Origin of the sequence: Sulfuricaulis sp. (assembly GCF_024653915.1) — a bacterium.
In the GTDB taxonomy this organism is placed as follows: domain Bacteria; phylum Pseudomonadota; class Gammaproteobacteria; order Acidiferrobacterales; family Sulfurifustaceae; genus Sulfuricaulis.
On the sequence record NZ_JANLGY010000016.1, the window covers coordinates 25,455 to 50,354 of the forward strand.

Consider the following 24,900-nt stretch of genomic DNA (forward strand, 5'->3'; position numbering starts at 1 on the left):
TTGTGACAAAAGCGCATCTGCAGCGAGTAATTATCTAACCTCTTTTTACAAGAAGCTGTAACCTGTCTGCTATCGGCCAGAAGCAGCCGGTCGGGTTATCCTTAAAAACCTGACACTCAACGTTCACGTAAAATGCGCGAGCTTGCGAGCAAACTAATTGACGCGTTGTTAAGTGCATATTTCTCGAATCTTATTTCCCATCAACTTCAATAAATAATTGCTATTTAGACCGGAAGGACCAGAGAAGAATGGAATGACTACTAATTTAGTCTGCTCATCAATATTGACCCAATAGTAGCGTCTTTTATATTGTCTATTGTTTTCCGAGGTAGGAGTAATGTCTTCATATTTAATAAGTCCACTAGTACTTTGGCCCCCACCGAAGCACATAAAGAACTCGCGTAGATAACTTACTCCTGTGCAAATAATTAATTTAGGCGCTTTCTCTTCTCTGAGCCTGGATAAGGCGGGGAATCTGTTCATAAAGCACCAAGTTTGAAATAAGTGCTTTTCATCAAACCCGGTGATTTCTTTTAATTTATATTTTTGCCAGAGAGATTCGTTTGTTGAATCAAATGCTATTGGGTATAGATTCAATTTGAACAATTCTGATCCATCCCATTTATTTAGAGCAAGATCCCTGTAATCTTCGCCACTTTCTCCCTGCATGGCCGCGTAAAGCTTCGCAAAGCTCCTGCCATATGGATATGTGATGCTGTCTTTCCATTTAAACAGGTTTTGTTCTGGAGTGAACTTGCCCTTACTGATTTCTTCAGGCAAATGCTTTTCATAGTAAATTCCGTCTTCGTAACTGCCGCCTCCCCATTCAATTCCACAAAGCCAAGTGTCGGCCTCTATATTTCCACCATCACAGCCCGACAAAGAACAAACCCACTCTTGAAAATTCTTAGGTATCATCAATACTTCCATATGCGCTAGCAAGCGCTATCCGGTATCTCATTGTCAAAGTCCTCGCTAAGGTCGATTTGAGTGAGAGGCTTGAAGCTACCGGAAAGGATTTAAGCCACCAGATATACATCTAGTTTGGCCTGTAATTACAGATTTTCTCAGTCAGCGGTAGTGACGGTGTCCAGAGAATTGCAAAACGGGCAGACGTTTACAGCCCCGGGGAAAGAAGGATAATTAGGAACCTTGCCGGGCTGCTGAATGCAATTCTCGCACCAAATTTGTTTACATTTAGTACACTGCCTCATATTACAACCACTAGTAGAGCAATAACGACAGGAAGCCATACGATTCTCCTTTCACTTTAGAGAGTTCTACTTATCACATAACGACAAACTGGCCTGTCTGATTCTTTTTGCCAGTCGCAAAGAGAGCATACTGTATGCAGTGCTGTTTGTGAAATACGGTTAAGTGTTGTCACTATCACCAATTGCACCTACGAACAATAACTGAGCATGCTGCTGTGAGGCTGGATAGATGTTCGTCTCTGCTGGCGTATCAATAACATAGCTATTGTTATGATTTGTGACTGACTGCTATGGGTCGAATTCTGACGGTCGGTTAACGGCCACTTCCGGTCATTACCTTTCCCAAAAGCGGACGGTCGCAGTATTCGGAAACGGACATTCAACGTTTAAGCTGTGGGGCGCGTAGCGAAGCAAGCGTCCCACACGAGCACATTGTTATGCGTTTTTTGTAAATCGACAGTTCGGATAGTTTTCACACCCTAGAAATTTCGAACCTGCTTTAAGACCTTTTCTCGCCGTTCGTTCAACTAAGTTAGAACCACACTTCGGGCAAACTGTTGTAGAGCTGTGCCGTTCGCGCAAAGACTGCATATGATCTTTGGTTGTAAGTGTAGACTCTGAAATAAGTTTTTCGATTATTTTTAATGTGCGACTAATTTCTTCTGCCGAAAGTACGCGATCACGATATTGTTTTATGTATGAACTCAGACCAGATCTTATTACGTTATCTGGCAATTCGGTTTTGAACTTACAGTTGCCAACGAAATAGATAATTGTACGAATGATGGATTCATCAAGGCTAAGATATTCAGAGAGGACCTTCTTTTGTCTGAAGGTTTGTCGAATAGGATTCTGAAACGAATAATTTTTGCCATATAGTGATTGGGTCCAATTTGACTGATCCTCAGATCCAAATATCCATCCCTTTATATTTTTTGTTTCTATTATAAATACCCCATATGGTGACACTAAAAGATGATCTATCTGAGTTGTTCCGTTTTTTGTGGGTATAATGACATCATGAAATCTCCGATAAATATCGGCATTAAGGGACAGCCACATATTGAAAGCTGTTTTCTTTTCGCCGAACCATCCTCGTAGTATTCTCATTTCATTTCCGCATAACGATTGAGGTGTGCCGCGCCGGCCGCAAAAGCATCAGGAAACATGGTGCGTCGTCCCCGGCGTCGGCACGAACAAAGTGTTAGGTTTCAAATTAGACAATATCAGTGTAAATCCTTAGGTGTTGTTTGATTCTTTCAATCCGTTTATCTGCTTTGTCGTAGTCTATCGTGTTCGACAGTCCCATCAGATGAGTAGCCGCTTCCATTGGGTCTTCGCCATTACGGCCCAACCATTTCCTGTACCAAAAAGGAAGATCTTTATAAGAAGCCCTTAGCTCGGCGGAGTGGCGGCGGTTGGCCTCGACTCGCTGGTCCTTTCGGTCTTTCATTAGCTCAATTAGACCATCAGCATTAATTGCATTGGCATAAAAGATGAGATCCGTAAAGATTTGGTGTTTTATTTCCCGGTATCGAAGTATCGGTTGAAACCAGAACGTCGTAAGTAAATAGCCGCCAGCACCAGCGAGAATACTTACGAAAACGACAATGTATTCCTTCACCACATCTCCCTTACGTTGAAACCTAACGAGACTGTAGGAAAAGTTCCTTTTCGGACCCCAACTTACCAGATGCGACACAGTGCGATGAAAGTGCCGTTGTGTCGACGGATTTCAACGATGTGTGCAAATACTCGTCACGCAGGCTCTGGCGCATTTCTGTCTGTATTTCCATTTCGATCCAGTACTTTTGCCACTACCTATTGTTTGTGCAAATCGGTGTCGATTTGGGGTTTTCCTACAGTCTCAACGCTATTGCTCACGCGCGTGCATCTTCGCACGTCGCGTGCAGCAATTTGTTAGCTCTTAGTGAAATCAAGCCGCTCACGGACATTCTGTGCCATGACGAAATATGCCGCGTCCAGATCGGCTGCGCGATGACGTACCGGATCCTTTGGCTTTAGATCATCAATACGCTTTTTGCGCATGAAATACGAGAACTGCGATCCTGCGTTGCCGGAAGGATGCGGCAGATAGCCAAGATATTGACTCGCCGCAACTGCACCATTCGCTATGCACCACTTCATCGCTTCGTCAACGACGGGCCCCATTGCAATGACGAATGGCTTCTTTGCGAGCTGAGCGAACGTGGTGACAAACCCGTTCTCGAATTCACGACGGAATATCGTTCTGGAAAGTACGTCGTTAAATGGACCATTGAAGTATTTGCCAGCCTTGAAAGCAGCATTTGGAATGATGGAAGTGGGATGAAAGAAATCGTAATTGCTGCCCCATAGCGACGCCGCGCTGTTCAGGCCAAGTTTTTGGGGGATCATGAAATGGTCCAACATTTCATTGATCCGAGGCCTCATTCCGTCGAAAGCTGCTGTTTGCTTCGCCTTTCTCAAAACCCCAGCAGCGGGTAGTGAACCCCGTAAAGCCACGCCCGCAACTCTATGGGCAGTATTCATCTGGGTCGGTCCGGGAGTGATGCCGACGAGGACAAGCTTCGCGTCAATGTTCACTTCTTCAAACGGCACGTAATAGACCTCTGCCTCACGCTCCGAATCTAGCAAATAGGAACGTACGCTAGCGGAGTCGGCCTTGAGCAGGGTTGCAAAGCGCTCTAGTAAGGTTGAATGCATGTTCTTGTGAGAGCTAACAGATAATATAAGGGCAATTTTCTCAGGATATCCTCAGTACTGATAGTGTCGATACGAATGATCTAAACACCTGTTCAGTCTGGAAATTATTCTTCTCCGGTCCGTGTATCCTGATTATGTTATACGGACCGGTGGGTGCGAGGTTGCGTTGTACTGGCCCTTCTTGGCTACGGCTGCTTCGGGTCGAAAGCGGACTGAGCGTATTTTGGGTAGAAGGGCTAATTTAGCGGCGTTAATACACCCTTTCCTTCGGCGGAAAAGTTTCAACGCTAAGCGGCTTCAACCGCACCGGCTTGTAATCGAGCTTGTTCCCTTCTTTGCTGTAAAGCGTGTGCTTGAGCCAGTTCTTGTCGTCGCGCTCGGGATAATCGGTTCTTGAATGTGCGCCGCGGGATTCGTGGCGCGCGGCGGCGGAATGGATCGTGGCCAGCGCGATGTCCATCAGGTTTTCCAGTTCCAATGCTTCTATCCGGGCGGTATTGAACACCTTGCTGTGGTCGCGCAACGTGGCCCGTTTCAGGCGCGCTTGCAGCTCCGCGACCTTTTTGATACCGGCATCGAGGATTTTCTGCTCGCGGAACACGCCGCAGTGTTCTTCCATGACCAGGCGCAGCTCGTCACAGATCAGATCGACGGATTCGCCCTCGCCCTGCTTGTCCCAGCGCGTCAGGCGCGCCATGGCGCGGTCAATGGCCTCCTCCGGCATGGCGCGATGGCGGGGATTTTCCTTGAGATATTGGAGGATGTGATTGCCGGCAGCGCGGCCGAAGACAATGATATCGAGCAGTGAATTGCCGCCGAGGCGGTTGGCGCCGTGCACCGACACGCAGGCGCATTCACCCACGGCGTACATGCCCGGTACTTCCTCTTCCGGCCCGGTGTGCACCGGCACCACGACTTGACCGTGGCGGTTGGTAGGAATGCCACCCATGGTGTAGTGCGCCGTGGGATACACCGGGATAGGTTTTTCCACCGGGTCAGTATGTGCGAAGCGGATAGCCAATTCGCGTATGCCCGGCAGGCGCTTGGAAATGATTTCCTCACCGAGATGATCGACCTTCAGCAGTACATGGTCCTTCTTCGGGCCGCAACCGCGCCCGGCGTGGACTTCCTCGTAGATCGCACGGCTGATCACGTCGCGGCTGGCGAGGTCCTTGGCTTTGGGTGCATAGCGTTCCATGAAGCGCTCGCCCTCGCCGTTGATCAGATACCCACCCTCGCCGCGCACGGCTTCCGAAATAAGCATGCCCTTGCCAGCGATGCCAGTGGGATGGAATTGCACGAACTCCATGTCCTGCAATGGAACGCCGGCGCGCAGCGCCATGGCCATGCCATCGCCGGTGTTGATGAGCGCATTGGTGGTGGTGCGGTAGACGCGCGCCACCCCGCCGGTGGCGATGAGCGTGGTTTTGGCCTCGATGATTAACGGCTCACCGGTTTCGATTTCGATCACCAGCGCGCCGAGGGCATAACCGTCCTTGTCCATCAGCAGATCGACGGCAAAGAATTCATCGAAGAAGTGCGTGCGTGCCTTCAGGTTCTGCTGATAGAGAGCATGCAGCATGGCGTGGCCGGTACGGTCGGCCGCCGGACAAGTGCGCATCGCCTGTTCGCCACCAAAGTTCAGGCTCTGGCCGCCAAAGGCGCGCTGGTAGATGCGGCCATTTTCCAGGCGCGAGAACGGCACGCCGTAATGTTCGAGCTCGATCACCAGATTCGCCGCCGCGCGGCACATGTATTCGATCGCGTCCTGATCACCGAGATAGTCGCCACCCTTCACGGTGTCGTACATGTGAAAGTGCCAGTTGTCCGGTTGTGTATTGCCGAGCGCCGCGTTGATGCCGCCCTGCGCCGCCACGGTGTGCGAGCGCGTGGGGAACACCTTGGACACCACGGCGACATGGGCCTCGCCCTGCGCCAGTTGCAGCGCCGCGCGCAATCCGCCGCCCCCGGCGCCGATGACAAGGCAGTCGAAACGCCGGCGCGCGATATTCTTCATGCGAGCAGGACCCGCGCTGCCCACAGGCCCAAGGCCAGCAAACCGAGGGCCGTGAACAGCGAAACGCTGAAGCGCAGCCATAGCGGATGGAGATAATCGAGATAGATGCTGCGCATGCCGATCCAGGCGTGCACCAGGATGCTCAGAATGAATATCGCCCAGGCCATGCGGACATAACCGACGTCAAACCAGGCCTGCCATGCGGCGTGATCACGGATCGGCGCCAGGCTCAGGTGCACGATGACATAAACCACGAAGCCCGCCATGTAAATCGAGGTCACGCGCTGCCACAGCCATTGCAGCATGCCGGCGTGAGCACTGCCGGTGGCTCTCATGCGTTCCACAGGCAGGCCCCCGTCAGAATCACAATAACGCCTATAGCGGCAAAGGACAGCCAGGCATTCAGGCGCGCGGTCGATTTGGAGTCGCCGATACCGACATCGAGTAACAAGTGGCGCATGCCGGACATGAAATGCTGGGCAAAGGCCCATACTGTTATAAGGATGACAATCCGGCCCTCAAGGCTGGTAGCGCGTGCGCTGATTTCGGCAAAGGCCGCGGGGTCTTGCAGTGAGCGATCCAACATATAGAGGGCGAACGGCAGCAACAGAACCAACAGCGCGCCCGTGGCGCGGTGCAGGATGGACAGTATGCCGCCCACGGGCAGGCGGATTTTGAAGAGATTCAGGTATACGGGACGTTTTTTGTTTTTCCCCATAATATTTTCTAAATCCGTACTTCCCTGTCTCGGTTCATCCTGTTAACCCGCACCCAAAGGGAGGGAATCTCAAGCTGGCTATAGTGTAATCCCGTTATTATTGGCGTCCAGCCGTTTTTCACCGCCGCCGGGATTCCGCTATCATGCGCATCCCGGTCAGTTATCGATGGAAGCCAAGCCGTGATCAATGCGTGGAAATCATTCATTCAGAGCCAGGGGGCAATCCTCGAGGACGAGCGCGTCCAACACTTTGGCAACCCCGCGATAGAACGCCGCGCAGCCGCCCAGGGCAACGTGCTGGTTGATTTGTCAGAGTTGTCTCTGATCCGCGCGCGCGGCGCGGACACGCAGAATTTTCTCAACGGTCAGTTCAGCAATGACCTGCGCAGTCTGGACGCGACACACAACCAGCTCTCCTCCTGGTGCAGCCCCAAAGGGCGGATGCTGGTCATCTTCCGCCTGTTCCGGCGCGGTGACGACACCCTGCTGCAATTACCGGCTGCCCTGCTGGAAACAACGCTCAAACGCCTGAAAATGTTTGTGATGCGCGCGAAAGTAACACTCGACCCCGTGAATGACGAATTGGTCGGCTTCGGCATTTCAGGACCGGATGCGGAAAAACTGTTGCACGATGCCACAGGTTTCGCGCCTGGCAGCGTCGACGGTTGCGAGACGCGCGATGAAATAACTATCGCAAGACTTCCCGGCCCGCATCCCCGTTTTGAAATTATCGCCGCAACGGATGTTGCCACAAAATTGTGGAATAGCCTGAAAGCCAAAGCGACGCCCGTCGGCCCGTCGGCTTGGGCGTGGCTCGACATCATGGCGGGCATTCCCAGCGTGCATCCGGAAACCAGCGACGTCTTCGTGCCGCAGATGGCCAATCTCGAAATCGTGGGCGGCGTGAATTTCAAGAAAGGCTGCTACCCCGGTCAGGAAATCGTGGCGCGCATGCAGTATCTCGGCAAGCTCAAACAGCGCATGTACCGCGCGCATGTTGAAAACGACGCCTTGCCCCGCCCGGGTGACGCCATTTTCGCGCCGGACTTTCCGGGGCAATCGGCGGGAACGGTTGTTGCCGCCCAACCCGCGCCGGATAACGGTTTCGACCTGCTGGCCGTGATCCAGATCAGCAGCGCCGAGGCGGGCAAACTCCATCACGGGAGCGAAAACGGTCCGAGGCTCTCACTGCAAAACTTACCCTACCCTGTCGCGCCCGCCACCCGCGCGGAATAAACGTCCGCCGCTTGCCGTCACGGTGTTGGTCGCATTGACATCGCTTGTGTGGTGTCTAGGCTTGTGCTTGAATCGTTTGCGTCTATTGCTGCTATATAAGTAAATTCTTATAAAGTCCGGGATGTTGCACAAGTGGTTGCCTTACAACCAGTTTAGGAGACAAGCAATATGATATACACCAAGAAAACTCCGTGGACGTTAATCATGGGCGTCATCATGGTGGCCTACGCCTACATGGTGTCGGCCGGCATGATGGAGCCGCTTATTAAATTGCTTCACACGGGCAAACACGCCGGCGAGATGGTCACGCTCGGATATTGGTTCGGCGGGATCGCAGTCGTGGTCGGCCTGTGGCAATTGCTGGCCACGCCGAAACAAGGTCAGGCAGACTATTACATCTCCACCATCGGCGGCCTCATGTTCATCATGCTGATCGCGTTCGTGGTGAAGTGGGGGCTCGATCCGATGATGGGGCTTTGGGGCAAGAACGCCGAGCCCGCCCTGGGTTTTAATTTCGCCAAGATGTTGAACCTGAACTACGTGGTGATGGGCATCATCGCCGGCATTATCGTGGTGAACGTATTCAAGATCCCTGAATGGGCGCAGAACGGCGTACGCCTGTCGCGTCTCGGCCTGAAAACCGGCGTCATCCTGCTGGGCACCCTGTACAGCCTCGCGGAGCTGGCGCAGCTCGGCAAGCTGTCGGTCGTGCTGATCGGCTTCTTCGTGCTGGGTTCGGTCGGCCTGGTGCTGTGGATGGGCGCGCGGCGCAACATCCCGAACTCCATGGGTGGCGTGCTCTCGGCCGGTCTCGGTGTCTGCGGCGTATCCGCTGCGGTCGCCGCGGCCCCGGTCGTGCAGGCGAAATCAACCGAAATCGCCTACACCATCGGCACCATCCTGCTGTGGGGCATCTTGATGATGTTCATTTTCCCGATCGTCGGCAAGGCGATGGACATGGGCCCGATCCAGTTCGGCGCCTGGGCCGGCACCGGCATTCTGAACTCGGCGCAGGTGGCGGGTGCCGCGCTGGCCTTCCAGCCGGACGGCATCGAGACCCTCAAGGTCGCCGAAATCTTCAACATCACGCGCGTGCTGTTCCTGCCCATCATCGTGCTGTGGCTGGCGGTGTGGTACGTGAAACGCGAGCAGACCGACCTCAAGGTCAACCTCGGCGAAGTGGTCCTCGGCAAGTTCCCGGTGTTCGTCTTGGGCTTCATCCTGATGTTCGCTTTGTCTTCCACCGGCGTGTTCGCGCCGGCCCAGCACTACAAGGGCAAGTTCTTCGACAACAGCGAGGCCAAGCTGGTCAAGACTGACAAGGAAGGCAAGGTCCACAGCAAGCTGCTGAAGGACGAGGAAGTCGCCACCCTGCAGGCCGAGGTCGGCAAGGTCCAGCGTGAAGACCAGAAGGCCGCCATCGCCCGCCTGATGGAGAACAAGAAGACCATGTCAATCGATGATGATACCCTGTTGCGTGGCGTGGCCAATGCCAAGATCCTGTCCAAGGATGGCAATGCAATATTGAAGAAGGCGCATGGCGCCGTTTATCACACCGCGGGTAAGATCAAGATGTTCCGTAATCTCATTGCCTGGTTCTTCACCTTCGGTCTGGTCGGCCTCGGCATGCAGATCACCATGGCATCGATCAAGCAGGCCGGCGGCCAGCCGCTGATCATCGGCACCGTCGTGGGCGCGACCAAGGCAATCGGCGCCCTGATCGTGGTCATGATGTTCGTGCACGAAACCATTTAACGTCTACGAGAGGACAAAACCATGAAAGATAAATTCGATCGCGGTAGCGCGCTGACCATTTTCAAAAGCGACCGCCACGAGGACTTTACGGCACTGATCATCTCGCTGGCCATCGCCTTCCTGGTCTACGTGTTCATCGCGTAACACACGTATAACAGGTATCGTCTTGCAACCATACCCGGTGGTGCGCCCCAGCGCCCCACCGGGTTTTCTTTGAGGGTTACAGTGAATGTTCAAGACCCGACACATCCTCCTCGCCAGCCATGACACCGACGGCGCGCGCGCCGCCGAGAAGACCGCGCTGGCGCTATGTCCGCCTGGCGGCACCCTGCACCACCTGATCGTGGTACCGGATTTCTGGAAAGGCATGCAGGGCGACGACTGGCTCAACAATGCCTCGACGCGCGATATCTTCGGGCGCTACGTCGAAAACCAGCTGGAAGATGAAATCCGTCTCCACGTGCAGCGTCTGCAAAAGCTGGCGGCCAAACGCCGCATTCGCTACCGCCCGGACATGACGCTCGGCAAACCCACTGACTGCCTGATCGAGCGCGCCAAACGCACCGGCATCGACCTGGTGGTGATCGGCTCGCCCCGGCCACGCAGCAAGGCCGGGCTGCGTTCACGCATGGACACCGAGAAACTGACTCGCGCCCTGCGCGTACCCCTGCTGATTGTTCCGCGCCCGAAGTGACCGCCGCTTCGCAATCCAGCCCGGATGAAGACAGGGCCTGGGCCACCATCCACACCACGCTCCGTCCAGAGGAATTGAGCGACCTCAGCCGCGACGTCGAGGTCCTGTTCCGCCTCAATCCCTATTATTATTTCAACGTCTGGCGCCAGACCGGGCCCGACACCTTTCACGTCGAGTTCGAGAACAAGAGCAACCAGTTGCGCCAGTCGCTCGACCTGCATGTCGCTCACGAGGACGGGCGCGGGCTGACCGTGGCCTATTCCGGCGGAATCAAGAAATACACCGCGTTCACGATCGAACCGGCAACGGGCGGAAGTCGCCTGACCGTTACCGACGACTACAATCTGCTGCCGGTGGCTGAACGCGAACAACGCCAGGCGGAGGTGGACAAGAGCCTCAAGGCCTGGGCGGAATCGTTGCGATTGTATTTTGTGCGGCTCAAGCGCTGGTCATGGCTGCCGGGATGGCGCTGGTATATGCGCCGGGTCTGGATTCCCATGAAACCCTCCGCCCGCCGCATCGTGTGGTTTATCTACCTGATTACCGTGGCGGAGTTTTTCTTTTTTCTGTTCGTCCTGCTGATCTACCTGATCGAACAGAATAATTAACTAGGGAATCTCTGATTTATGAGTTTTCACCGCAGAGTACGCAGAGATCGCAGAGATTTTCCAGTTCATTTTCATGATTTTTCTCTGCGTACTCCGCGCTCTCTGCGGTAGATAATCATATAAATCAGACCTTCCCTAGCGCTGATCACGCACATCACTTTTTCTCGGGTTGGGTTTTTTTCGGAGGTGCAGCCTCCGGTTTGGGGTCGATGACTTGGTAAAAAGTCTCCCCCTTCTTCACCATGCCAAGCTCAGATCGCGCGCGCCCCTCGATGACTTCGAGCCCCTGCTTCAGGTCGTTAACCTGCGCCTCGAGCGTCTGATTACGCTCCTTGAGCTGAGCATTTTCTTTCTGTTGTGCGGCAATCTCCCGATTGAGTCGCCACACGGCTATCACTCCGCCATCGCCAAACCACAGCGGATATTGCAACAGGACCAGCAGCCCCAGAAGGGCATAGGCGGCTAATTTCACAAACTCATTCTAGCCTACTGAACATCTGCCAACTGAGCGTCTCAATTTGCCAGCATGGGAAACGCGCGGCGGCCTGGATATCCGGCCTTCGAGCCCATTTCTTCCTCGATGCGCAGAAGCTGGTTGTACTTGGCCACGCGGTCCGAGCGTGACAGGGAGCCGGTCTTGATCTGGCCGGTGCCGGTCGCCACCGCCAAATCAGCGATGAAACTGTCTTCGGTTTCGCCGGAACGGTGTGAAATGACCGAGGTATAGCCGGCCTGGCGCGCCATGGCGATCGCGGCAAGAGTTTCGCTCAGTGTGCCGATCTGGTTCAGCTTGATCAGGATGGAGTTGGCCACGCCCTGCTTGATGCCCCGCTCCAGAATGGAGGTATTGGTAACGAACAAATCATCACCCACGAGCTGAATTTTCTTCCCTAGCTTTTTCGTCAGCAGTTCCCAGCCAGCCCAATCTTCCTCGCCGCAGGCATCTTCGATAGTAATAACAGGATATTTGTCTGTCCAAACGACCAGTTTGTCGACGAACTGTTCGGCCGTCAGGCTCGTTTTCTCAGATTCCAATAAATATTTTCCGTTTTTATTGAATTCGGAGCTGGCCACATCGATGCCGAGACATACATCCGTGCCTGACTTGTACCCAGCCTTCTCAATGCCCTGAAGAATGACCTGTAGTGCTTCCTCGTTGGACTTGAGATCAGGCGCGAACCCGCCCTCATCGCCCACCGTGGTGCTGAGTTTCATGCCGTGCAATACTTTTTTCAGGGCATGAAACACCTCCGCGCCACAGCGCAAGGCCTCAGTGAATGTGTTTGCACCCACTGGCAGAATCATGAATTCCTGAAAATCAATATTGTTGTCAGCATGGGCGCCGCCGTTAATGATGTTCATCATCGGCACCGGCATTTGCATGGACACATTACCCGCCAGCCCATTGAGATATCGGTAAAGCGGCTGTTTGATATCGGACGCCACAGCGCGCGCGCAGGCGAGCGATACGGCAAGCAGCGCATTGGCGCCAAGGCGCGATTTGTTGTCCGTGCCATCGAGCTCGATCATGGCTCGATCTACGCCGGTTTGGTCTTGCGCATCTTTGCCGAGGAGTGTTTTGCGAATGTCACCGTTCACATGGGCGCAGGCGTTCTTCACGCCTTTGCCGCCATAGCGCCGGGTATCATCGTCGCGCAGTTCGATGGCCTCGCGCGCACCGGTCGAAGCGCCGGAAGGCACAGCGGCACGGCCGATGACGCCGGATTTCAGGATGACATCCGCCTCAATAGTGGGGTTTCCGCGCGAATCCAGAATTTCGCGCGCACGTATATCAGTAATCACAGGCATGGTTGTTATTTCTTAAATGAAAGGAAATTCACCGCAAAGACGCAAAGAGCGCAAAGGTAGAACATTCTTGAAATTTTAAACTTGTCTTTCTCTGCGTCCTTTGCGCCTTTGCGGTGATATTTGGTTTTTCAGTTTGGCATATACGACATTTCGGCGAAGCCGCGGCGCTTGACCGCGGCATCGAGTTCCTTCAGCGTCTCAAGCAAATCCTTCATGCGCCCCAGCGGCCAGGCATTCGGCCCGTCAGAAAGCGCCTTGTCCGGATCCGGATGGGTTTCCATGAACAGGCCCGCGACACCCGTGGCCACCGCCGCGCGCGCCAGCACCGGTACGAACTCGCGCTGACCACCGCTCTTGTTTCCCTGCCCGCCGGGCAATTGCACCGAATGCGTGGCATCGAACACCACGGGGCAGCCGGTCTCGCGCATGATCGCAAGCGAACGCATGTCCGAGATCAGGTTATTGTATCCAAAGGAAACACCGCGTTCGCACACGAGGACACGACCCTTGCCACCGGCCTCGACGGCCTTGTCGACGACATTCTTCATGTCATGCGGCGCGAGGAACTGGCCCTTCTTGATATTAACCGGCTTGCCGGCGCCCATGACCGCCCTGATGAAATCGGTTTGGCGGCACAGAAACGCGGGGGTTTGCAGGACGTCCACCGCGGCGGCTACAGCCGCAATTTCATCGACCTCGTGTACGTCGGTCAGTACCGGCACGCCGATCTGTTTGCGCACCTTGGCCAGAATTTCAAGGCCCTTTTCCATGCCCATCCCACGGTAGGATTTCGAGGAGCTGCGGTTGGCCTTGTCATAGGACGATTTATAGATAAACGGGATGCCGAGGCTGTGGGTGATTTCCTTGAGCTGGCCGGCGGTATCCAGCGCCAGCTGCTCGGTTTCGATGACACAGGGTCCGGCAATGAGGAAAAACGGCCGGTCCAGCCCGGCCTCGAAACCACAGAGCTTCATGTCGCGGCGGCCTGCGTGCGTGGCACGTCCTGGGAATGGCGTGCGCGCGCGGCCTGGACATACCCAATGAACAGCGGATGGCCATCGCGGGGTGTCGAGGTGAATTCAGGATGAAACTGCACGCCAACAAACCAGGGATGATCCTTGAGCTCGATAATTTCCACCAGCATATTATCCATGGAGGTCCCGGCAATCACCAAGCCCTTCTCCTGCAACATATCGCGGTAGTGATTGTTGAATTCATAACGATGACGATGCCGCTCGACGATGGAATCTTTGCCATACAAGCCTCGTACATGAGTTCCGGGCATCAACTTGCATTCCTGGCCACCCAGACGCATGGTGCCACCGAGATCGTCACCCTCGCGACGCTTCTCTTTCTCACCTTCGGCCGTAATCCATTCCGTGATCATGGCAATCACGGGATGCGGCGTCTTGGAGTTAAACTCGGTGCTGTGCGCGCCCTTGAGGCCAACCACGTTACGAGTATATTCGATTACGGCCACCTGCATGCCGAGGCAGATGCCAAGATAGGGAATTCCCTTCGTGCGCGCGTAGTTAACCGCCTTGATCTTGCCCTCGATCCCACGCTCGCCGAAGCCGCCTGGCACCAGAATCGCATCGACATCTTCCAGTTGCGCCGTTCCCTGAGAATCAATCAGCTCGGAATCCACGTAGCGAATATTGACCCGCGTCAGCGTGTGCAGTCCGGCGTGCTTCAGGGCCTCGGACAATGACTTATAGGATTCCGTGAGGTGCACGTACTTGCCAACCATGGCCACGGTAATTTCTCCGGTCGGATGCTCCATGGCATGCACAACCTTGTCCCATTCTGACAGATTGGCCCGACGCGCATTGAGGTGCAGCTTTTCCACGACGATCTCATCCAGCCCCTGCTCGTGCAACAGTCGCGGAATCTTGTAGATGTTGTCCACGTCGAGTGCCGTGATAACCGCACGCGTGGGCACGTTGGTAAACAACGCTATTTTGCGGCGATCGTCCTCTGGCAGCGGACGCTCCGCGCGGCACAACAGGATGTCCGGCTGAATGCCGAGTGACAGCAGTTCCTTGACCGAATGCTGTGTGGGTTTGGTTTTGAGTTCACCGGCCGCCGCGATGTACGGCACCAGCGTCAAATGGAGATACACGACATTACTGTGTCCGTGCTCAACTCCCAGTTGGCGTATCGCTTCGACAAACGGTTGCGATTCGATATCGCCCACCGTGCCGCCGATCTCGACCAGCGCCACGTCGGCGTCGTTGGCGCCTTGCTGGATACAACGTTTTATCTCGTCCGTGATATGCGGGATGACTTGCACGGTGGCGCCCAGGTAATCACCCCGGCGCTCCTTGCGAATAACATTCTCGTAAATTTTGCCGGTGGTGAAATTGTTGCGCTTACTCATTTTCGTGCGCACGAAGCGCTCGTAATGCCCGAGGTCAAGGTCGGTTTCAGCGCCATCCTGGGTGACGTACACCTCGCCATGCTGATACGGGCTCATGGTGCCCGGATCGACGTTAATGTAGGGGTCCAGCTTGAGAAGGGTAACCTTGAGGCCGCGTGCTTCGAGGATGGTACCCAGCGACGCGGAGGCAATGCCTTTGCCCAGAGAGGACACGACACCGCCGGTCACAAAGACAAATTTAGTCATTTCGGCCCGTTTAGCAGGAGTTGAGTAACGCCGCAGAACGGAAACACAAGCTACCAGATGACGGTGCTTTGCACAACCGATTTATATAGAAACAAAAAATAGCTCACCGCAAAGGCGCAAAGGACGCAAAGAAAGGCGAATTTCAAATTACAAAATACTTACTTTTTCCTTTGCGCTCTTTGCGTCTTTGCGGTGAAATTTCCCTTTTTTCAGGCCTCTTAAAAGCCACGAAATTAGGGCACGGGATCAAGCCGCAATTTCCATCCCGGTTCGTTCGCTCGCGCCACATACGGTTCACACACCCAGCGATCGCCAATGGCGGCGAGATCTCCATTGACATAAACCAGCGGCAGACGATTGCGTTCCCATGGCGGGATGCCAGCTTCCTGAAGGAGTTTCTTGAGCTTGTGATGGTGCGCGCGACCGGGAAGGCGGCAAATTTCGCCGCCCTGACGCAGTCCAACAATAATGGGGAACTGGCCAATGCGGTCATGCGACAGGCCGTCACCCTGTGATTTCTCGGCGCGTAATAATCCCACGCCCGGGATTTCCAGAGGATCTGTCAGCTTCCAGTGATTTCTCCAGCCGGAATTCGTTGCGCCACGCGGTCTTAACACAATGAGCTCATCACGATAGCGGCACACTTCGGCTCCAGGCCAGCGAATCACGGCCCGGTTTGAGCGCGGGTCCCGCATGACCTGCATCAGCACTTGATCCAGATGCATGGCGGACGGTGCCTGAAAACCCTGGCGACGCAGCCAATAGCGGACAAGATTGCGCTGCCTAGGAGGGGTCAATCCCCGTAGCGCTGCCACCGATAATTTAGCCTTCTCCATGCCACCGCACACTTTCAAATCTGATTCCGCCAGCTCGTCCAGCAACTCTCCCGCCTCCGCCGCCATGCCCGCCGAACGTGAGATTCGGCGCGATGCCTCAGGCCAATGCGCCTCCAGCAAGGGAAATACCTGATGGCGTAGATAGTTCCGCGAGAGCCGCAAGTCGCTATTGCTGGCGTCCTCAATCCATTGCAGATTTTCCTGTCGGGCATAATTGGCCAGCTGTTCCCGGGTAAAACCCAGTAACGGTCGCGCCAGGCGGCCGGCGCGAAACGCTGTCATGGCTGGCATGGCCGCCAGGCCGGGCACACCGGCCCCACGGAGCAGTTGTAATAATACGGTTTCGGCCTGGTCATCGGCATGGTGGGCCGTGAGCAATACTTCGCCTTTTCCAACATTCCGCGCCAGACAGGCATAGCGCGCACGACGTGCAGCGTCTTCCAGCCCATGCTCGCGGATTTGCGTGACCTGCACGCGTTCCACCGTGCAAGGAACTTGCAGACGTTCGCAGGTTTGCTGCACGCGCTGCGCCCAACTGGAAGAATCGGGGTGCAGCCCATGGTCCACGTGGATCGCGTGTAAAGGCAAGTCCAGCGATGCGCGCAAGGCACCCAGCGCATGCAGAAGCACACAGGAATCAAGACCGCCGCTGAAAGCGATTTTCAGTGGTGTAGCGGAGGACAGGCCCAGGCGGTGCAGGACATCCGCCAATGTCGAGGGAGAAAAGATGGGCTTCGCCCCCGACATCCTGTCTCCCGCGACATTAGTGCGTCCCTGCACGTCTTCAATGCTCTTCATATTCGCCGTAATGCATCAAGCGGTCGTAGCGCCTTTCGAGCAGGCGTTCGAGCGGCACGGAACCCAGATTATTGAGAGTGGCAATCAGGGATGATTTCAGGGTCTTGGCGATCTCGTCCATGTCACGATGCGCACCGCCCAGCGGCTCCGTCACGATTTCATCCACCAAGCCCTGGCGGTTCAAACTTTCAGCGGTAATGCCCATGGCCTGTGCCGCCTCCGCGGCCATGTCGGCGGAACGCCACAGTATCGAGGCGCAACCTTCGGGTGATATCACGGAATATGTCGAATACTGCAACATCAGTAACCGGTCACACACGCCAATGGCAAGCGCCCCGCCCGACCCTCCCTCACCGATAACAACGCTCACGATAGGAGTGTGCAGCCGCGCCATTTCATAGAGATTGCGCGCGATGGCCTCGCTCTGGCCGCGTTCTTCCGCGCCGACACCGGGATAGGCCCCCGGGGTATCGATCAGCGTGATCAGGGGCAAATGGAAACGTTCCGCGATGCGCATGAGACGCAAGGCCTTGCGATAACCTTCCGGTCGCGGCATGCCGAAATTACGCCGCACCTTTTCGCGCGTATCGCGCCCTTTCTGATGCCCAATCACCACCACCGGACGTCCGTCGAGTCGCGCCAACCCACCGACGATCGCCGGGTCATCGGAAAAAGTACGATCGCCATGCAACTCTTCGAATTCAGTGAAAACACGCGCGAGGTAATCCAGCGTGTAAGGACGCAGCGGATGGCGCGCGAGCTGCGAGATTTGCCACGAAGTCAGTGAATGGAAAATCGATTCGGTCAGCTTGCGGCTTTTGGCGCTGAGCTTGTTAATTTCATCATTGATGTTGATCGCCCCGCCCTTATCGGCGTAACGCAAGGCTTCGATCTTGGCTTCCAGATCGGCGATGGATTGTTCGAAGTCGAGGTAGTTTTGATTCATGAATATTGAATAAGGATTTATATGACTATTCGACGCGAAGACGCGAAGACGCAAAGTTTTTGATATTTTTGATCATGCCTTTCTTTGCGTCTTTGCGACAAGAATTAATATTAACGATAGATAAGATGCACGTTACGTTCGCCGGCAAAGTGTGACAGACGCTCCAGCAGCGTGTTCGTCGGACTGATTCTCCATTCATCGCCCAAAACGATCTCGGCTTCCGCCAAGGTGCCCTGATAGTGCAGAAACACCGGACACTTTCCTTGGCCCGCGGGGCTGAGAATTTCCTTCAGCTCCTCAACGAAACCGTTGCCCGCCTCATCGGCATTCACATCGATCACCAGGCGCGCGCTGAAAGCGGCACGGGCCTGGTCAATATTATAGAGCTTCTCGGCGGACATTTTGAATCCGCCCGTATATTCGTCCACGCTGACCTGACCTTCCACGACGAGCAAGGTGTCCTTGGCCAGCAGCTCCCGGCTCTGTGCATACAGATCGGAAAACACCGCCAGCTCCAAGCGTCCGGTACGATCATCGAGCGTCACGAAGGCCATGCGGTCACCGCGACGAGTTTGCATGGTGCGGCTTGCCACCACCAACCCCGCTACCACCACGGTGCTGTTCGCAGAAGGCTTGAGCTCGGCGATCGTGGCGTCCGTGATGTGCTGGAGTTCCTCGGCGTAACGCGCGATCGGGTGTCCGGTGAGATACAGTCCCAATGTTTCACGTTCGCCATCGAGACGCTGTTCCTCGCTCCACTCGGCCACAATTTCGTAAACATGAGCCTCCGTGGGCGCCGCGGCGGCACCGAAAATATCCTCCTGCCCGGCTTCGAGGTTGCGGCTGTGCTGATCGGCCGCGGCCAGCGCGGTATTGAGCGAGGTCATCAGCGCGGCCCGGTGCGTACCGAGGCCGTCAAGCGCACCGGCACGGATGAGCGATTCCAGTACCCGGCGGTTGACCTTGCGCAAATCGATGCGTTGGCAGAAATCAAAAAGATCTTTGAAAGACCCTTCGCGATTGCGTTCCTGCAAGATTGTATCGATAGCCGCTTCACCCAATCCCTTGATCGCACCCAACCCGTAAAGAATCGTTTCGTCATCCACCGAAACGAAATGGTATTCACAGCGGTTGATGTCGGGCGGCAGAATATTCAGCTTCATGTCACGACATTCGGCCATCATGGTCACCACCTTGTCGGTCTTGTCCATGTCCGACGAGAGCACCGCCGCCATGAAGGCCGCCGGGTAATGCGCCTTGAGCCAGGCCGTCTGGTAGGCAATCAGCGCGTAGGCCGCCGAATGCGAGCGGTTGAATCCATAGCCGGCAAATTTCTCGATAACGTCGAAGATATGCGTGGCCAGCTTATCGCTCACAGCACGCGCCACCGCGCCCTGGACAAAGCCCTCGCGCTGCATGGCCATTTCTTCCGGTTTTTTCTTGCCCATGGCGCGGCGCAGCAAGTCAGCACTGCCGAGCGTATAACCCGAAAGCACCCGCGCGATCTGCATGACCTGTTCCTGATACAGAATCACCCCGTAGGTAGGCTTCAGGATTGGTTCAAGACTCGGGTGCAGGTATTTGATCGCTGTGCGCTTGTGCTTGCGATTAATGAAGTCATCCACCATTCCCGACTGCAACGGTCCCGGACGAAACAACGCCACCAAGGCGATGATTTCTTCAAAATTGTCCGGTTGCAGGCGCAGAATGAGGTCCTTCATGCCGCGCGATTCCAGCTGGAACATGGCCGTGGTGCGCGCGGATTTGATCAGCGCAAACGTCGCCGGATCGTCGATAGGAAGCTGTTCGATGACAATCGGCGGTTCGCCATTTTTTTCACGCACGATATTGATCGTCTTGACGGCTTTGTCGATGATCGTAAGCGTACGCAGGCCGAGAAAATCGAATTTGACCAGACCGATCTTCTCGACGTCCTCCATGTCAAACCCGGTCACCGTCTGCTTGCCGCCCTGCTCGCAGTACAACGGCATGAAGTCGGTGAGCGGTCCGGGGGCAATCACCACGCCGCCGGCGTGCTTGCCGGCGCTGCGCGCCAATCCTTCCAGCGTGCGCGCCGTGTCGAGCAGCTCGCGCACATCCTCTTCCTTCTTGTAACGTTCCGCCAACTGCGGCTCGATTTCGAGCGCGCGCTCCAGGGTAATGCCGATTTCAAAGGGGATAAGTTTTGCCAGCTTGTCCACGTAACCATAAGGCTGGTCCATGACGCGTCCGACATCGCGCACCACCGCCTTGGCCGCCATGGTGCCGTGGGTGATGATCTGCGCCACCCGGTCCTGGCCATAGCGTTTGGTAACGTATTCGATCACTTCATCGCGCCGCTCCATGCAAAAGTCCACATCGAAGTCCGGCAGCGAGACACGCTCGGGATTGAGGAAACGCTCAAACAGCAGCTCGTATTTGATCGGATCGAGCTCGGTAATGCCGAGACACCAGGCCACCAGCGACCCGGCGCCGCTGCCTCTCCCCGGCCCGACCGGGATGCCATTCTGCTTGGCCCACTGAATGAAATCCGCCACGATCAGGAAGTAACCGGGAAAACCCATCTTGGTGATGGTGGACAACTCCAACTCCAGGCGCTCGGAATAAGCGGCGCGGCTGGCTTCGCGTTTGTCCTCCGGCATCAATTGCAATCGTGCTTCCAGGCCTTGATGCGATTGCTGACGCAACAAGGTATCGATTGTCATTCCCTCCGGCACCGGGTAGGCCGGCAGGTAATATTTTCCCAGCTCAAGGCGCAAATTACAGCGACGTGCTATTTCGACGGTATTTTCAATCGCCTCGGGGATGTCCTGGAACAACTCGCCCATTTCCTCACTGCTGCGGAAATATTGCTGTGTCGTGTAGCGCCGCGGCCGGCGGGTGTCGGTCAGCACGCGACTGTCCTGAATGCAGGTCCGCACCTCGTGCGCATCGAAGTCGTCTGGCTGCAGGAACACCACATGATTTGTCGCCACCACCGGCAATGACAATCGTTGCGCGAGATCCACGGCGGCATGATTGTAATCTTCCTGAAACGCCTGGCCGGTACGCTGAAGTTCCAGATAAAAGCTGTCAGGGAACCACTGTTGATAGACGCGCGCCTGTTCTTCCGCCTGTATCGCGTTGCCGGACAACAACATCTGGCCGATTTCACCTTCGATTGCGCCCGACAGGGCAATCAGCCCAGACATCGGCGCCTCAAGCCACGATTTACTGAGACAAGGCTTGCCCGATTGCTGTCCATCAACATAGGTGCGCGTCAGCAGACGGCAGAGCCGACGGTAACCCTCCGTGCTCTGACACAGCAGCACCAACCGATAAGGCTTATGCGGGTCGGCGGGATTTTCCAGCCAGACGTCCGCCCCGACGATGGGTTTCACTCCAGCAGCGCACGCGGCCTGGTAAAACTTGACCACCCCAAAAAGGTTGGCCAAATCCGTAACCGCCACGGCCGGCATACCATGACGGACGGCGGTTTTTACCAGATCGTCCGTGCGGACGATGCCGTCCGCCAGGGAAAATTCGGTATGGACTCTGAGATGAACGAAAGGCCGGGTCACGCCCGGTATTTGACCGTAAATCCAAGGGTCAGGGAAGCAGTAAAAACCTGTTGCTCCGGCGCCTAATTGGCCTGATTCATTAGGTTTTTTCAAACGTCAAGATATAATGTTAATCAGGCACATCTAATCTGCGGTGCAAGCGGCTGAAACTCAATAAATGAGCATTACCGAAGTCATTACAAATCCCCGTGTCAGGCAGTGGCTCCCCGGAGTTCTCAATGGCGGGATGCTGCTACTCCTCACGGCAAGTCTGGCCCAATGGACATGGCTGCTGGTTAAGCCTCCCTTGCCGCCACTCATGATGGCGCCACCTCCGCCCCCGACGCTTGCCAATACTTTTTCATTACAGCCCCTGTTGGCGGCGCATTTGTTCGGTCAGGTCAGCCAGGAGCTGACCGGTGGGCGCCTGGACAACCTCCCCATCAGCAGCCTGAATCTGGTTCTGGCCGGGGTGATCGCCTCGGGCACCGGCGGTTACGCGCTGATAGCGGTCAACGGGCAATCGCAAGAACCATTTGCAGTCGGCCAGACGATCACGGGTGGGGCAGTATTACAGGCGGTTTACTCGGACCGGGTCGTGATTGGACGCAATGGCACGCTCGAAAGCCTGCTGCTGGAAGGGGCGGATAATTCACAATCACCGCAAGAGATGGTGGCGCGCACCACTCACAGGCCGGCCAAGGATGCCACTGGTGTCGTACGGGAAACAGGGGCCAACCAATATATGGTAGAGCGCGATCAATTGGCCGCCCAGATACGCACACCGGAGTTCCTGAAGCAGGCAACATTAGCCCCCTCCAGTGGCGGTGGATTTCTGGTGCGACAAATTCAGCCGAACAGCCTCTACGAAAAACTGGGGCTGCGCGCGGGGGATGTCATCAAGTCCGTCAATGGGCAACCGATCAATACGGCGGAAGATGCGATCAAGCTTTACCAGCAGTTGTCCAGCATCAATTCTGTGCAATTGGAAATCGCTCGCAGCGGCAAAAGTGAGTCACTTTTTTATCAGTTTGCGCAAAACTAGAGCCGCTTCCAAATGAGCATTACTTCAATAATATGATTGGATTCAGAATGAATATTTCCCGCCATTATCTGGCAGCAAGCCTAGGCAGCCTATTGGTCGGTGTATTGCTGGCCACGCCCCATGCATTGCATGCACAGCAACCAGGAGAGGAAGCCGGACAAGATGAACCGCCTGTGATGGCCGTTCCGCCCCCTGCCCCTCCTGGAAGCCACCAACCCGGGTCACCCCTGACGCCAATGGGGGTCGCGCCCTCGGCACGACCGACTACACCCATGCCACCTTCCCGGCCATCGGCAACGATGCCAACGGCCACGGCACCCACCGGACCAGCGCTTCGTCCCGGTGAAATGATGTTCAATTTCCAGGAAGCGGATATTCAGGCCGTGGTGAAAACCGTGTCACAGATCACCGGGAAGAATTTCCTGCTCGACCCACGTGTCAAAGGCAGGCTGACGATTATCTCCACCCAACCGGTTTCCAAGAATGCCATTTATCAGATATTTCTCGCGTCACTGAAAGCGCAGGGCTACACCGCCGTCGATAGCGCCAGCGGTTTCATCAAACTGGTTCCGCTCGGGGACGCCAAGCAGAACGCCGATGTCAGCACTGGTGTCATGCCACGTCCCGGCGAGCAGACTATCACGCACGTCATCACGGTCCAGCACAGTTCCGCCGCGCAACTGGTACCGCTGCTGCGTCCGCTGATGGCGCCGACCAGTCAGCTTTCGGTTTACCCACCCAGCAACACCTTGATTGTCACGGATTACGCCGACAACATTCGTAATCTGTTGCGCATTGTCGAGATCATTGACCAGCGGGGCGGGGCAGAGTTTGCCATCATCCCTTTGAAGCACGCCTCGGCGCTGGACATCGCGGACATGGTCGTCCGGCTTTATCCCAATATTTCACAATCATCCGGAATCCCCACCCCGGCTCAGGCTGCCACGGGAGAGGCGGATCGCGTCAACATCCTGCCCGATCTTCGTACCAACAGTTTGCTGGTACGCGCAGAAAACCAGGGCGCCATCAAAGATCTGCGTGAATTTGTCGAGAAACTCGACGTGCCGGCCAGAGTCTCGGGCAATACCCGCGTGGTGTATTTGCGCAACGCCGAAGCCACCAAACTCGCTGAAATACTTCGCGGCTTGTTGTCGGGTGAGGCTCGCTCACAAACGGCTGCGCCCGCGATACCGGGACGACCCGCGGCAGCACGATCCGGTGTGGAGTCGTCGCAAATCCAGGCGGACGAGGCCACCAACTCACTGATCATCAGTGCACCGGATGCGGTGTTTAACAATTTGCGCGCCGTGATTGAAAAGCTCGACGTGCGGCGCGCACAGGTGTATGTCGAGGCACTCATCGCAGAAATTACCACCGACAAGGCATCGCAATTCGGATTCCAGTGGGCAACGGGCACACAGGCTGGAAGTGGAGCTGTTGCCGGGTTGGCCAATTTCCCGAATTCCGGCGCCTCGATCGCCGGGGTAGCTGCCAATCCTACGTCGCTGGGCTCTGTGGGTGGGTTGTCGTTGGCCTATCTCGGCAAAAAAATCACCCTGTCGGACGGTACAGAAGTGCGCAGCCTCGGAGCGTTGGCTCGCGCGCTCGAAGAAAAGAGTATCGGCAACATTCTGTCCACGCCCAATATTCTCACGCTGGATAATGCGGAGGCAAAAATTGTCGTTGGCCAGAATGTTCCATTCGTAACAGGGAGTTTCTCGCAGGCGACTTCCACCAGCGGTACCGTTAATCCGTTCCAGACTATCGAACGCAAGGATGTCGGCCTCACCCTGAAAATCAAGCCCCAGATATCGGAAGGTGGCTCCGTCAAACTCCAGATCTCCCAGGAAAGTTCGAGCGTCTCTCAGGCCACGGGTGTGCAAGCCTCGGATCTGATCACGAATAAACGATCTCTCGATACGACTGTCGTGGTGGATGATGGCAACACCATCGTGCTGGGAGGATTGATCGAGGACAGCATGAGGGAAAACACCCAGGCCGTTCCCTTTCTGGGCCGCATTCCACTCCTGGGCTGGCTGTTCAAATACCGGACCGAAACTAAAACCAAGACTAATCTTATGGTTTTTTTGCGTCCGGTCATCGTCCGCGGTCCTGAAGACAGTTACAGTTTTACTTCCAGCCGCTATGCGCACATTCGCGCCGAACAAAAGAAAATCATCAAGCAGCCGGCTCCCATTCTTGAAGAATTCAAGCCGAGGGAGCCATTACCGCCTGCTCCATCCGAGGGGAAGAGGGACGTAAACGTTTCCGATGAAATTCCGTCGGACAAAATATTTGGGCCGCCCGGTATTTCAGACTCGACGTCGTCATCAGATCGCGCAACGCCTTAACC

The 24,900-nt window shown here is 55.5% G+C and carries 21 protein-coding genes; 7 read left to right on the forward strand and 14 right to left on the reverse strand.

Annotation, left to right across the window (positions count from 1 at the left end):
* Window positions 1-168: 168 nt before the first annotated feature.
* The 7 genes from NUV55_RS08650 to sdhC all read right to left on the reverse strand — a co-directional run bounded on the left by NUV55_RS08650 (window position 169) and on the right by sdhC (window position 6,655).
* On the reverse strand, window positions 169-930 hold the full coding sequence (locus tag NUV55_RS08650) for a hypothetical protein (protein WP_296672099.1): 762 nt from the start codon (window positions 928-930) through the stop codon (window positions 169-171).
* 719 nt (window positions 931-1,649) lie between these two features.
* Window positions 1,650-2,324, reverse strand: coding sequence for an NERD domain-containing protein (locus NUV55_RS08655; RefSeq protein ID WP_296672101.1), 675 nt, complete (start codon window positions 2,322-2,324; stop codon window positions 1,650-1,652).
* A 106-nt stretch (window positions 2,325-2,430) separates the two neighbouring features.
* Complete coding sequence (locus tag NUV55_RS08660; protein WP_296672103.1) at window positions 2,431-2,838, reverse strand: hypothetical protein; 408 nt, start codon at window positions 2,836-2,838, stop codon at window positions 2,431-2,433.
* Between the two features lie 296 nt (window positions 2,839-3,134).
* Window positions 3,135-3,920 carry a hypothetical protein gene (locus NUV55_RS08665; protein ID WP_296672104.1) on the reverse strand — a complete coding sequence of 262 codons (786 nt, stop codon included), beginning with the start codon at window positions 3,918-3,920 and terminating at the stop codon, window positions 3,135-3,137.
* Window positions 3,921-4,170: 250 nt separating this feature from the next.
* On the reverse strand, window positions 4,171-5,937 hold the full coding sequence (gene sdhA, locus NUV55_RS08670) for a succinate dehydrogenase flavoprotein subunit (protein WP_296672106.1): 1,767 nt from the start codon (window positions 5,935-5,937) through the stop codon (window positions 4,171-4,173).
* Window positions 5,934-6,272: a succinate dehydrogenase, hydrophobic membrane anchor protein gene (gene sdhD, locus NUV55_RS08675; protein WP_296672253.1), complete on the reverse strand. Its 339-nt coding sequence runs from the start codon at window positions 6,270-6,272 to the stop codon at window positions 5,934-5,936. Before sdhD ends, sdhA begins: the two co-directional genes overlap by 4 nt.
* Entirely contained in the window at window positions 6,269-6,655 is a 387-nt protein-coding gene (gene sdhC, locus NUV55_RS08680; protein WP_296672108.1) for a succinate dehydrogenase, cytochrome b556 subunit, read from the reverse strand. Before sdhC ends, sdhD begins: the two co-directional genes overlap by 4 nt.
* Before the next feature lie 180 nt (window positions 6,656-6,835).
* Between sdhC and NUV55_RS08685 the strand changes: the two genes are divergently transcribed.
* The 5 genes from NUV55_RS08685 to NUV55_RS08705 all read left to right on the forward strand — a co-directional run bounded on the left by NUV55_RS08685 (window position 6,836) and on the right by NUV55_RS08705 (window position 10,948).
* Window positions 6,836-7,891 (forward strand): folate-binding protein YgfZ, encoded by a 1,056-nt coding sequence (locus tag NUV55_RS08685; protein ID WP_296672109.1) that lies wholly within the window; start codon window positions 6,836-6,838, stop codon window positions 7,889-7,891.
* Window positions 7,892-8,059: 168 nt separating this feature from the next.
* A complete protein-coding gene (locus NUV55_RS08690) occupies window positions 8,060-9,646 on the forward strand; it encodes a putative sulfate exporter family transporter (RefSeq protein WP_296672111.1) in 1,587 nt (528 codons plus the stop codon).
* A 21-nt stretch (window positions 9,647-9,667) separates the two neighbouring features.
* A complete protein-coding gene (locus NUV55_RS08695; RefSeq protein WP_296672112.1) occupies window positions 9,668-9,790 on the forward strand; it encodes a hypothetical protein in 123 nt (40 codons plus the stop codon).
* An 85-nt stretch (window positions 9,791-9,875) separates the two neighbouring features.
* Window positions 9,876-10,340, forward strand: coding sequence for a universal stress protein (locus NUV55_RS08700; protein WP_296672114.1), 465 nt, complete (start codon window positions 9,876-9,878; stop codon window positions 10,338-10,340).
* Window positions 10,337-10,948, forward strand: a complete 612-nt coding sequence (locus tag NUV55_RS08705; protein ID WP_296672116.1) for a hypothetical protein — start codon at window positions 10,337-10,339, stop codon at window positions 10,946-10,948. Before NUV55_RS08700 ends, NUV55_RS08705 begins: the two co-directional genes overlap by 4 nt.
* A 154-nt stretch (window positions 10,949-11,102) precedes the next feature.
* Here the strand turns inward: NUV55_RS08705 and ftsB are convergent, their stop codons facing one another.
* From ftsB to dnaE, 7 genes are all read right to left on the reverse strand, one after another.
* Window positions 11,103-11,420: a cell division protein FtsB gene (ftsB, locus tag NUV55_RS08710; RefSeq protein WP_296672118.1), complete on the reverse strand. Its 318-nt coding sequence runs from the start codon at window positions 11,418-11,420 to the stop codon at window positions 11,103-11,105.
* A gap of 41 nt (window positions 11,421-11,461) precedes the next feature.
* Window positions 11,462-12,757, reverse strand: a complete 1,296-nt coding sequence (eno, locus tag NUV55_RS08715) for a phosphopyruvate hydratase (RefSeq protein ID WP_296672120.1) — start codon at window positions 12,755-12,757, stop codon at window positions 11,462-11,464.
* A 128-nt stretch (window positions 12,758-12,885) separates the two neighbouring features.
* A complete protein-coding gene (gene kdsA, locus NUV55_RS08720) occupies window positions 12,886-13,731 on the reverse strand; it encodes a 3-deoxy-8-phosphooctulonate synthase (protein WP_296672121.1) in 846 nt (281 codons plus the stop codon).
* Entirely contained in the window at window positions 13,728-15,383 is a 1,656-nt protein-coding gene (locus NUV55_RS08725) for a CTP synthase (protein WP_296672123.1), read from the reverse strand. Before NUV55_RS08725 ends, kdsA begins: the two co-directional genes overlap by 4 nt.
* A 233-nt stretch (window positions 15,384-15,616) precedes the next feature.
* Window positions 15,617-17,017, reverse strand: a complete 1,401-nt coding sequence (gene tilS / locus NUV55_RS08730) for a tRNA lysidine(34) synthetase TilS (protein ID WP_296672125.1) — start codon at window positions 17,015-17,017, stop codon at window positions 15,617-15,619.
* Window positions 17,004-17,963 (reverse strand): acetyl-CoA carboxylase carboxyltransferase subunit alpha, encoded by a 960-nt coding sequence (locus NUV55_RS08735; RefSeq protein WP_296672127.1) that lies wholly within the window; start codon window positions 17,961-17,963, stop codon window positions 17,004-17,006. The genes tilS and NUV55_RS08735 overlap by 14 nt, the downstream gene beginning before the upstream one ends.
* Window positions 17,964-18,073: 110 nt before the next feature.
* Window positions 18,074-21,523, reverse strand: a complete 3,450-nt coding sequence (gene dnaE, locus NUV55_RS08740) for a DNA polymerase III subunit alpha (RefSeq protein WP_296672129.1) — start codon at window positions 21,521-21,523, stop codon at window positions 18,074-18,076.
* Between the two features lie 157 nt (window positions 21,524-21,680).
* Between dnaE and NUV55_RS08745 the strand changes: the two genes are divergently transcribed.
* Both NUV55_RS08745 and gspD read left to right on the forward strand, forming a co-directional pair.
* Window positions 21,681-22,547 (forward strand): type II secretion system protein N, encoded by an 867-nt coding sequence (locus NUV55_RS08745; protein ID WP_296672131.1) that lies wholly within the window; start codon window positions 21,681-21,683, stop codon window positions 22,545-22,547.
* A gap of 299 nt (window positions 22,548-22,846) precedes the next feature.
* Entirely contained in the window at window positions 22,847-24,898 is a 2,052-nt protein-coding gene (gspD, locus tag NUV55_RS08750; RefSeq protein WP_296672133.1) for a type II secretion system secretin GspD, read from the forward strand.
* The last annotated feature ends 2 nt before the right edge of the window (window positions 24,899-24,900 follow it).

Bases quoted from the DNA above. Each gene is read 5' to 3' on its own strand.
- NUV55_RS08650 (WP_296672099.1), bottom strand. From the start codon at position 930: ATGGAAGTATTGATGATACCTAAGAATTTTCAAGAGTGGGTTTGTTCT.
- NUV55_RS08655 (WP_296672101.1), bottom strand. From the start codon at position 2,324: ATGAGAATACTACGAGGATGGTTCGGCGAAAAGAAAACAGCTTTCAAT.
- NUV55_RS08665 (WP_296672104.1), bottom strand. From the start codon at position 3,920: ATGCATTCAACCTTACTAGAGCGCTTTGCAACCCTGCTCAAGGCCGAC.
- sdhA (WP_296672106.1), bottom strand. From the start codon at position 5,937: ATGAAGAATATCGCGCGCCGGCGTTTCGACTGCCTTGTCATCGGCGCC.
- sdhD (WP_296672253.1), bottom strand. From the start codon at position 6,272: ATGAGAGCCACCGGCAGTGCTCACGCCGGCATGCTGCAATGGCTGTGG.
- sdhC (WP_296672108.1), bottom strand. From the start codon at position 6,655: ATGGGGAAAAACAAAAAACGTCCCGTATACCTGAATCTCTTCAAAATC.
- NUV55_RS08690 (WP_296672111.1), top strand. From the start codon at position 8,060: ATGATATACACCAAGAAAACTCCGTGGACGTTAATCATGGGCGTCATC.
- NUV55_RS08695 (WP_296672112.1), top strand. From the start codon at position 9,668: ATGAAAGATAAATTCGATCGCGGTAGCGCGCTGACCATTTTCAAAAGC.
- NUV55_RS08700 (WP_296672114.1), top strand. From the start codon at position 9,876: ATGTTCAAGACCCGACACATCCTCCTCGCCAGCCATGACACCGACGGC.
- eno (WP_296672120.1), bottom strand. From the start codon at position 12,757: ATGCCTGTGATTACTGATATACGTGCGCGCGAAATTCTGGATTCGCGC.
- kdsA (WP_296672121.1), bottom strand. From the start codon at position 13,731: ATGAAGCTCTGTGGTTTCGAGGCCGGGCTGGACCGGCCGTTTTTCCTC.
- NUV55_RS08725 (WP_296672123.1), bottom strand. From the start codon at position 15,383: ATGACTAAATTTGTCTTTGTGACCGGCGGTGTCGTGTCCTCTCTGGGC.
- tilS (WP_296672125.1), bottom strand. From the start codon at position 17,017: ATGAAGAGCATTGAAGACGTGCAGGGACGCACTAATGTCGCGGGAGAC.
- NUV55_RS08735 (WP_296672127.1), bottom strand. From the start codon at position 17,963: ATGAATCAAAACTACCTCGACTTCGAACAATCCATCGCCGATCTGGAA.
- NUV55_RS08745 (WP_296672131.1), top strand. From the start codon at position 21,681: ATGAGCATTACCGAAGTCATTACAAATCCCCGTGTCAGGCAGTGGCTC.
- gspD (WP_296672133.1), top strand. From the start codon at position 22,847: ATGCCAACGGCCACGGCACCCACCGGACCAGCGCTTCGTCCCGGTGAA.